Source organism: Suttonella ornithocola (assembly GCF_001889065.1).
GTDB lineage: Bacteria > Pseudomonadota > Gammaproteobacteria > Cardiobacteriales > Cardiobacteriaceae > Suttonella_A > Suttonella_A ornithocola.
On sequence record NZ_LWHB01000001.1, the window covers coordinates 1 to 10,426 of the forward strand.

At 39.4% G+C, this 10,426-nt stretch carries 9 protein-coding genes and 1 tRNA gene; all 10 read right to left on the reverse strand.

The window, feature by feature from the left end; genetic code table 11:
* Nucleotides 1-2,362 (reverse strand): DNA-directed RNA polymerase subunit beta' (gene rpoC, locus A5N85_RS00005; protein ID WP_072575374.1); only part of this gene is annotated, 2,362 nt, incomplete at its 3' end.
* 18 nt (nt 2,363-2,380) lie between these two features.
* Entirely contained in the window at nt 2,381-6,463 is a 4,083-nt protein-coding gene (gene rpoB, locus A5N85_RS00010; protein WP_072575375.1) for a DNA-directed RNA polymerase subunit beta, read from the reverse strand.
* Between the two features lie 162 nt (nt 6,464-6,625).
* Nucleotides 6,626-7,003: a 50S ribosomal protein L7/L12 gene (rplL, locus tag A5N85_RS00015; RefSeq protein ID WP_072575376.1), complete on the reverse strand. Its 378-nt coding sequence runs from the start codon at nt 7,001-7,003 to the stop codon at nt 6,626-6,628.
* Nucleotides 7,004-7,056: 53 nt separating this feature from the next.
* On the reverse strand, nt 7,057-7,593 hold the full coding sequence (gene rplJ / locus A5N85_RS00020; RefSeq protein ID WP_072575377.1) for a 50S ribosomal protein L10: 537 nt from the start codon (nt 7,591-7,593) through the stop codon (nt 7,057-7,059).
* Nucleotides 7,594-7,781: 188 nt separating this feature from the next.
* Complete coding sequence (rplA, locus tag A5N85_RS00025) at nt 7,782-8,483, reverse strand: 50S ribosomal protein L1 (RefSeq protein WP_072575378.1); 702 nt, start codon at nt 8,481-8,483, stop codon at nt 7,782-7,784.
* 3 nt (nt 8,484-8,486) lie between these two features.
* Nucleotides 8,487-8,915, reverse strand: coding sequence for a 50S ribosomal protein L11 (rplK, locus tag A5N85_RS00030; protein ID WP_072575379.1), 429 nt, complete (start codon nt 8,913-8,915; stop codon nt 8,487-8,489).
* 40 nt (nt 8,916-8,955) lie between these two features.
* Nucleotides 8,956-9,492, reverse strand: coding sequence for a transcription termination/antitermination protein NusG (gene nusG / locus A5N85_RS00035; protein WP_072575380.1), 537 nt, complete (start codon nt 9,490-9,492; stop codon nt 8,956-8,958).
* Complete coding sequence (gene secE, locus A5N85_RS00040; protein ID WP_072575381.1) at nt 9,492-9,863, reverse strand: preprotein translocase subunit SecE; 372 nt, start codon at nt 9,861-9,863, stop codon at nt 9,492-9,494. The genes nusG and secE overlap by 1 nt, the downstream gene beginning before the upstream one ends.
* 18 nt (nt 9,864-9,881) lie before the next feature.
* Nucleotides 9,882-9,957 (reverse strand) — tRNA-Trp (locus A5N85_RS00045).
* Between the two features lie 55 nt (nt 9,958-10,012).
* A partial coding sequence (locus A5N85_RS00050; RefSeq protein ID WP_346243158.1) for an EF-Tu C-terminal domain-related protein occupies nt 10,013-10,426 on the reverse strand: 414 nt, incomplete at its 5' end.

Genomic DNA, 10,426 nt, shown 5'->3' on the forward strand with positions numbered 1-10,426 from the left:
TTTTTAACGCCGTATCTGCAAGCCCTTTACGCGCACCATGGGTAGATATAAAGTATTGAAGAACGTTTAATCCTTCACGGAAGTTTGCTGTAATTGGCGTTTCAATGATAGAGCCATCTGGCTTCGCCATCAATCCACGCATTCCTGCTAACTGTCGAATTTGTGCAGCAGAACCCCTTGCGCCTGAATCCGCCATCATAAAGACCGAGTTAAACGAATCTTGTTCAACTTCTTGACCATCCCGCGTTTTAACTTTTGTTTTACCGAGCTGCTCCATCATTTTTTTAGCAACTTGATCGTTTGTTCTCGACCAAATATCAATGACTTTATTATATTTTTCACCAGAAGTAACCAAGCCTGAAGCATACTGTGCTTCGATTTCTTTCACTTCTTCTTCCGCTTGGCTCAAAATTTCTGCTTTAGCCTTAGGTACTACCATATCAACAATACCAATTGATGAGCCAGAACGTGTAGCATATCGATAGCCGGTATACATTAATTGGTCTGCCAAAATTACCGTATCTTTCAATCCTAATTGACGATAGCATTGGTTAATTAAAGCTGAAATCGCTTTTTTCTTCATTGGCTGATCAATGTAATCAAAAGCTAAGCCTTTAGGCAAAATTTGATACAACAACGCTCTTCCGACAGTTGTTTTAACTCGCTTCAATTCTGGATTTCGGTCTTCAGGACCTGAATGGATTCTTAAACGAACTTCTACAATTGCTTGCAAATCTACAAGACCAGATTGATACGCTCGTTCAACCTCTTCGACATCTGCAAAACGCATTCCTTCGCCTTTTGCATTTATCCGTTCACGAGTCATGTAATACAAGCCAAGCACCATATCTTGAGAAGGCACAATAATAGGCTCACCATTTGCCGGTGAAAGAATATTATTTGAACTCATCATTAGCGCTCGTGCTTCTAATTGTGCCTCTAAAGATAAAGGAACATGCACCGCCATTTGGTCTCCATCAAAGTCCGCATTAAATGCCGCACATGCTAGAGGGTGGAGCTGAATTGCTTTACCTTCAATCAAGACAGGTTCAAATGCCTGAATACCTAATCGGTGAAGCGTTGGTGCTCTGTTAAGCATTACTGGATGCTCGCGGATAACATACTCTAACGCATCCCAAACTTCAGGTGCATCACGCTCAACCATTAATTTAGCGGCTTTTATGGTTGGTGCATGCCCATTAAGAATCAATTGTTGGAAAATAAATGGCTTAAATAACTCTAATGCCATTCGTTTAGGTAAGCCACACTGATGTAAACGAAGTGTGGGCCCAACCACAATAACCGAACGTCCAGAGTAATCTACCCGTTTTCCTAATAAATTCTGACGGAATCGTCCTTGCTTACCTTTGATCATATCTGCCAAAGATTTTAGTGGACGTTTATTCGTACCAGTAACCGTACGCCCTCTTCTTCCATTATCTAATAAAGAGTCAACAGCTTCTTGTAACATACGTTTTTCATTGCGCACGATGATATCTGGTGCAAAGAGTTCTAATAAACGTTTCAGACGATTATTACGATTAATGACTCGACGATATAAATCATTTAAATCAGATGTTGCAAATCTTCCAGAATCCAAAGGAACTAATGGACGCAAATCTGGTGGCAATACGGGAAGCACCTCTAAAATCATCCATTCTGGTTTATTCCCAGACTGTAATAAACTATCCATTAATTTCAAACGTTTCAATAAACGCTTGCTTTTTGTTTCAGAGTTTGTTGCCTCTAACTGCTCACGAATATTTTGAATCTCAGAAGGTAAATCCATATTTTTTAAAATATATTGAATGGCTTCTGCACCCATCATTGCTTTAAATTCATGACCATACTCTTCTAGCGCTTGAATATAAGCTTCTTCTGTTAAAAGCTCATTTTTCTCAAGCGGTGTCATACCGGGATCTAAAACGATAAAAGACTCAAAATACAATACACGCTCAATTTCACGCAATGTTAAATCAAGCAACAATCCAATACGCGATGGTAAAGACTTTAAAAACCAAATATGAGCAACGGGCGTCGCGAGATCAATATGTCCCATACGTTCACGACGTACTGATGCTTTAGTGACTTCAACACCACAACGCTCACAAACAACACCTCTATGTTTCAAGCGCTTATATTTTCCACAAAGACATTCATAGTCTTTCATTGGTCCAAAAATCTTAGCGCAAAAAAGTCCATCACGTTCCGGTTTAAACGTACGATAATTGATGGTTTCTGGCTTTTTAACTTCTCCATAAGACCAAGAACGGATAACATCGGGAGAAGCTAAACCAATCCGAATTTTATCGAAATCTTCCGCAACATCTTGCGGTTTGAACATATCAATTAAAGCTTTCATTTCTATTACCTGTTTCTATTAGTCTTGAGCAAGTCCGATGTCAATCCCTAACGCACGAATTTCTTTCGTCAATACATTAAAGGATTCTGGTAGACCAGGATCAATTCGTAGATCACCATCTACGATATTTTTATACATTTTGGTACGACCTTCGACATCGTCAGATTTAACGGTTAGCATTTCTTGCAACGTATAAGCAGCACCATACGCTTCTAATGCCCACACTTCCATTTCTCCAAAACGCTGACCACCAAATTGTGCTCTACCACCCAATGGTTGCTGAGTCACCAAGCTATATGGTCCTGTTGAACGAGCATGCATTTTGTCATCCACTAAGTGGTGAAGTTTCAACATATACATATAGCCTACCGACACATCTCGATCAAAAGCTTCACCTGTACGTCCATCATACAAACGAGTCTGCCCAGTTGCGGGTAAATTGGCTAACTCTAACATTTTCTGCAAGTCTGCATGCTCCTCAGCTCCATCAAAAACTGGGGTCGCCATCGGAATACCAGCACGTAAGTTTTCACATAATGCTAAGAAGTCTTCATCATTAAGTTCATCAAGATTTTCTTTAGTACACTCTGGATTATGGTTATAAACAGCATTTAAGTACTCTCTCAACTCTTTGACAGATTTACCTTCATCCATCATATTACTAAGACGACGCCCTAAACCGCGCGCAGCCCATCCTAAATGTAGCTCTAAAACCTGACCGATATTCATTCGTGACGGAACACCCAAAGGATTTAGCACAATATCTACTGGCGTACCGTCTTCCATGTAAGGCATATCTTCTACAGGAACCACAAGAGAAACAACCCCTTTGTTTCCATGACGACCTGCCATTTTATCTCCCGGCTGTAAACGTCGCTTCACAGCAAGATAAACTTTTACCATTTTTAATACACCGGGTACCATATCATCCCCCTGTGCAAATTTGGCTTTTTTCTCTTCGTAGTAATCTTGTAATTCTTTTTCTTTATCTTTTAATAACTGATGCATTGCATCTAATTGCTCATTTAATGCAGCATCTTTCATACGAAGATCGAACCACTGCTCTGGCTTAAGAGAAGACAGCAAATCTTGATCAACTTTATCACCAGCTTTACGTTGAGGAGCTTTTTTCAATTCTTGCCCTATGACTAAGCGAGCAACACGATCATGAATATCACTAGCAAACACACGCAACTGATCTTTTACATCTTTTGCGATGGATTCAATTTCCATCTGCTCAATTTCTTTTGCACGCTCATCTTTTTCCACGCCATCACGCGTATAAACGCGAACGTCAACTACTGTACCATCCATGCCTGTTGGTACACGCAAAGAACTATCTTTTACATCAGAAGCTTTCTCGCCAAAAATTGCGCGTAACAATTTTTCTTCTGGAGACTGAGAACGCTCACCTTTAGGAGTCACTTTACCAACTAGAATATCGCCTGCACGTACTTCTGCGCCAATATGGACAATACCAGTTGCATCCAATTTTGCCAAAGCGCTTTCTTTAACATTCGGAATATCGGCTGAAATTTCTTCAGGCCCAAGTTTTGTATCTCGAGCAACACAAGTTAATTCTTCTATATGGATAGTTGTAAAGCGATCTTCTTGAGATACACGCTCAGAAATCAAAATAGAATCTTCGTAGTTATAACCATTCCACGGCATAAAAGCAACTAGAACATTTTGTCCTAATGCCAACTCTCCCATATCCGTAGATGGTCCATCTGCTAACACGTCTCCTCTTGCAACTACATCACCTGGATGAACCAATGGTTTTTGATTGATACAAGTATTTTGGTTTGAGCGAGTATATTTTGTTAAATTATAAATATCTACACCTAACCCACCTGGTTGCACTTCATCATCATTGACTTTCACAACAATTCTTGAAGAATCTACAGAATCAATAACTCCTCCACGATTTGCACGGACCATTACACCTGAGTCATTAGCAACAACACGCTCCATTCCAGTTCCAACTAATGGCTTATCTGCTCGTAAAGTTGGTACTGCTTGACGTTGCATGTTTGATCCCATCAAAGCACGGTTTGCATCGTCATGCTCTAAAAATGGAATTAATGATGCAGCTACCGAAACAATTTGCTTAGGTGAAACATCCATATACTGCACACGATCAGGCGGCATCAAAGTAAATTCATTTTCAAAACGCGTTGAAATTAATTCATCAACGAACTCACCTTGTTCATTCAGATGCGCATTAGCCTGTGCAATAACAAATTTAGATTCATCAATTGCTGATAAATATTCAATTTCTTCGGTTACCTTACCATCTATCACTTTTCGATAAGGCGTTTCTAAGAAACCATAATCATTTGTTTTAGCATAAACTGCTAACGAATTGATCAAACCAATGTTCGGACCTTCTGGTGTTTCAATCGGGCAAAGACGACCATAATGCGTTGGATGCACGTCACGCACTTCAAATCCTGCACGCTCTCTAGTTAAGCCACCCGGACCTAGCGCTGAAATTCGGCGCTTATGAGTTACCTCAGACAGTGGATTATTTTGATCCATAAATTGAGATAACTGTGAAGAACCAAAGAATTCTTTAATTGCTGCGGCAACTGGTTTAGCATTGATTAAATCTTTAGGCGTCCAACCTTCTGATTCAGCTTGATTTAGACGCTCTTTTACTGAGCGCTCTAAACGAACCAAACCAACTCTAAAGGCATTTTCTGCCATTTCTCCAACACAACGAATACGACGATTACCTAAGTGGTCAATATCATCTGTCTTACCAAAACCATCTTTGATAGCAATTAATTTTTTGACGACATCAACAATATCTTCACGAGATAATGTTCCAGAACCCTCAACTTCTTCTCTTCCTAAACCTCTATTAAATTTCATACGACCGACTCGAGATAAATCGTATCGAGTTTCATCGAAGAATAAGCTTTCAAAAAGTGTATCAGCAGCATCTTTAATTGGTGGTTCACCTGGACGCATCATTCGATAAATTTCTGCACGCGCTTCCTGCTCTGTAGTTGTTTCATCTAAACGCAACGTATCTGCTAAATATCCACCACGACCATGCTCATTAATAAATAATGTATGGAAGGTTCTAACCCCCATTTCAGCTAAACGAATTAAACCTTCTTCTGTTAATTCTGTATTTGCCGCTAAAATCAACTCGCCGGTTTCTTTATCAATTAAGTCCTTAGCAAGAATTTTACCAATAATAAAATCCATTGGGACAACTTGCTTTTTAACATCAGCATTCTCTAATTGACGGATATAGCGAGAAGAAATTTTCTTACCTGCCGGAACAATAACATCATCACCATTCACAATATCAAACTGAGCCACTTCTCCACGAAATTGTTCTGGCTCAAATTCCATTTCTAATTTACCGCTTTTTGTAATATAGAATGTTTGTGACTCAAAGAACATATCCAACATTTGCTGGTTATCATAACCTAAAGCACGTAATAGAACCGTAACCAACAACTTACGGCGACGATCAATTCGGCAATAAATCAAATCCTTCGCATCAAATTCTAAATCTAACCAAGAACCACGATAAGGGATAATTCTTGCATTAAATAATAGTTTACCTGAGCTATGTCCTTGTCCATTATCATCACCAAAAAATACACCAGGAGAACGATGAAGCTGTGAAACAACAACACGTTCAGTTCCATTTATAACAAAGGTACCATTGTCTGTCATTAATGGCATTTCACCCATATAAACAGACTCAGATTCAATGACCTGCTTAAGTTTTTTCTTTGTACTATTTTTATCATAAATAGCTAACCGCATTCTCGCTCTAAGAGGGCTAGCATAAGTAACGCCTCTTAACTGACACTCACGGACATCGAACTCAGGCTTACCTAAATCATAGCCAACGAATTGCAATTCCACCATTTCATTATGGCTTTTTATTGGAAAAATAGATTTAAAAGCTTCTTGAAGTCCCTTATCTTCGCGCTTATCAGAAGCTGTATGCTGCTGGAGAAAGTCATTATAAGACTCCAACTGCATTTCAAGTAAATAAGGTGTTTCTAAAACAGTAGGACGTTTGCTGAAGTTTTTACGGATACGTTTTTTTTCAGTGAACGAATAGGTCATGATGCGTGAACCTCGGCGTCGAATGTGCGCAATGCGCGGGAAAGAAAAATAAAATTAGCATTCTTATAACGGCGCATAACCGGCAGAAGAATACTCATTTATAAAGACAGCAAAAAGTACTGACGCCGAAACGCCAGTACTTTCAAATAGCCGAAACTAAGCTTATTTAAGCTCAGCTTTTGCACCGGCTTCTTCAAGTTCTTTTTTGATTTTTTCAGCTTCTTCTTTGCTAGCACCTTCTTTCAAAGTAGAAGGAGCGCTATCAACGGCTTCTTTTGCTTCTTTCAAGCCTAAGCCAGTTACTGCACGAACAACTTTGATAACAGCAACTTTGTTAGCGCCAGCATCAGTTAGAACAACATCGAATTCAGTTTTCTCTTCCGCAGCAGCACCTGCATCAGCAGCAGCTACAGGAGCAGCAGCTACAGCAGCAGCAGCTGAAACACCAAATTTTTCTTCCATTGCTGAAATTAAATCAACAACATCCATAACAGACATTGAAGCGATTGCTTCTAGAATTTCGTCTTTAGAAATGGCCATATAAACTCCAAAAATATTTAAATAAAATTAAGTCAAAAATACCAAAAGCTGAATTACGCAGCTTCTTTGCTTTGACGGATTGCTTCAACTGTACGAACCAACTTACCTGGGACTTCATTAATCGTACGAGCCAATTTTTCAACAGGTGCACGCATACAAGCCATAAGAAGAGACAATGCTTCTTCTTTTGTTGGCATTTTAGCTAAACGATCTAACTCATTACCAGGTAAAGTTTCACCTGAAATGCTTAAGAATTTTACAATTCCTTTATCTACTTTATCATTTGCTTTGAAGAAATCACGCCATAAACGTGCTGCTGAACCTGGATCTTCTTGAGAAAACGCCAAAACTAACGGACCAACTAGTTTATCTTCTAAACCAGAAAATTCTGTATCAGCTAATGCACGACGCGCTAGGGTATTTTTAACCACACGTAAATACACGCCAGTTTCTCGTGCAGCGGCATGTAAAGCCGTCATCTGAGTAACAGTTAATCCATGATATTCAACAGCAACTAACGCTAAAGCGTTTGAAGCAACTTCATGCACTTCTGCTACAACAGCTTGTTTACTGGTTAAATTTAATGCCATTCAACACTCCTTAAGTGAGATTGCATTTACCCTTAAAAACCGTATTTAAACGGACCTTCTTGGTATAGCCATTTCAGATAACTGAAGCTGACCTACCATCTATGCAGGAAATTAAGTACTATTTAAAAGCACACCTGCAGTCTTTGACGATAGCTGCGCTTGCAGCTATCCAAAGAATCTTTAAAAAATTAGTTAGTAGAAGTTAATGTATTTACATCAACTGCAAGGCCTGGACCCATTGTAGTTGAAAGATAAGCTTTTTGTAAATAAACACCTTTAGCCGCAGCTGGACGCAATTTATTTACCTCATTAACCAATGCTTGTAAATTTTCAGCTAATTTAGCACTATCAAAATCTACTTTACCAATGATTGCATGAACAACACCGCCTTTATCAGCACGGAAGCGAACTTGTCCTGCTTTCGCATTTTCAACCGCTGTTTTAACATCTGCGGTAACAGTTCCTACTTTCGGGTTAGGCATCAAGCCACGAGGACCTAGCACTTGTCCCAAAGCCCCAACCACTCTCATTGCTGCCGGTTCAGCAATAACAACATCAAAATCGCTACGTCCGCCTTTGATTTCGTCAGCAAGCTCATCCATACCTACAATATCAGCACCTGCTGCTTTAGCAGCATCTGCGTTATCACCTTGTGCAAAAACCGCTACACGAACAGTTTTACCAGTTCCATTAGGTAGTACTGCAGCACCACGAACAACTTGGTCAGATTTGCGAGGATCAATTCCTAATTGTAAAGCCACATCTACAGACTCAACAAATTTAACTTTTGATAGTGATTTAAGTATATCTAATGCTTCAATAACATTATATACTTTACCTACTCCCAGTTTTTCACGAATTTCTTTTTGACGTTTAGTTAATTTTGCCATAAATTAGTCCTCCACCTTTAAGCCCATTGCACGTGCACTACCAGCAATCGTACGAATGCCTGCTTCAAGGTCTGCAGCTGTTAAGTCAGCTTTCTTCATTTCCACAATTTCTTCTAATTGTTTACGAGTAATTGTGCCAACTTTTTCAGTATTCGGACGTCCACTACCAGATTTAATTCCAGCAGCTTTTTTCAAAAGAAATGATGCAGGAGGAGTTTTCTTAACGAAAGAAAAACTACGGTCACTATAAACTGTAATTACAACAGGAATAGGCATTCCTGCTTCTAAGGATTGAGTTTCAGCATTAAAAGCCTTACAAAACTCCATAATATTAACACCATGCTGACCTAAAGCCGGACCAACTGGTGGACTTGGATTAGCTTTACCAGCAGGAATCTGCAATTTAATATAGCCATTTATTTTTTTTGCCATTTTAACTCCTTAATGGGTAAAAACGCTTATAAGCTTCCCATTATATAATTTTCTCGACTTGGTGAAATTCCAACTCGACCGGGGTTGGACGACCAAAGATTAACACCGATACTTTCATTCGACTCTTATCATAGTTAACTTCTTCAACCGTACCAGTAAAATCAGAGAAAGGACCATCAATAATTCTAAGTTCTTCTCCAATCTCAAATAAAATCTTCGGTCTGGGCTTTTCTACACCCTCTTGCATTTTTTGTATGATAGCATCAACTTCAGCTTGAGAAATGGGAGCTGGCTTTTCATGCGTCCCACCTACAAATCCTGATACTTTTGAAATGCTATTAACTAAATGCCAAGTGTCATTATTCATTTCCATCTCAACTAACACGTAGCCGGGGAAAAACTTTCTCTGAGACACCCTACGCTTATTTTCTTTAACTTCAACAACTTCTTCTGTCGGTATCAAAATATCACCAAAGCTATCTTGCATCCCTTCTCTTTCTATCACTTCCTGAAGTTGCCTTTTAACGTATTGCTCAAACTGAGAATAAGCTTGTAGAACATACCATTGTTTAGCCATTACATCACCCACTTAATCAATAGGGTTAACAACCCATCAACAATGGTTAAAAAGATTGCAAAAATTGCAACAATTACCAAAACCATCAGAGTTGTTTTAACCAACTCATCTTTTTTAGGCCAAAAAACCTTACGTATCTCAATGCGTGCACCATGAAACAATTCTTTAATATGCACCCAATGATCTGTTAAAGTCAGAGATCCTAGTGCAAAAAACAAAGCTGCCAATACAATTAGTAAGCGAATGTACCATGGCTTAGCCGCTAAAAAAGCAGCACCTGCTAGATAAAATCCCCCTAAGAAAAATATTACACTTAAAGCAGTAAATATTGACGATAACGGCTTTTTAGCAACATTTGTGTTTGCAGACATAAAGGGATCTCTTAAAAGTGGCAGGCGAGGAGGGACTCGAACCCCCAACCGACGGTTTTGGAAACCGCAACTCTGCCAATTGAGCTACTCGCCTATTTGAACCAAAGGGCAAGAATTATACACTCGCCCAATACTAAAATCAATAATATTTACTCAATAATTTTAGAAACGACACCCGCACCTACCGTACGTCCGCCTTCACGAATCGCAAAGCGCAAGCCATCATCCATCGCAATTGGGTGAATGAGATTCACTTCCATCTTAATGTTATCACCAGGCATAACCATTTCTACACCTTCTGGAAGAATACATTCACCAGTAACATCCGTTGTACGGAAGTAGAACTGTGGACGGTAACCTTTTAAGAATGGAGTATGACGACCACCTTCTTCTTTTGATAAGACGTAAACTTCTGCCTCAAAACGTGTATGAGGAGTAATAGTACCTGGCTTAGCCAATACTTGTCCACGCTCTACATCTTCACGCTTGGTTCCACGAAGAAGCACACCTACGTTATCCCCTGCTTGACCTTGATCAAGCAACTTACGGAACATTTCAACACC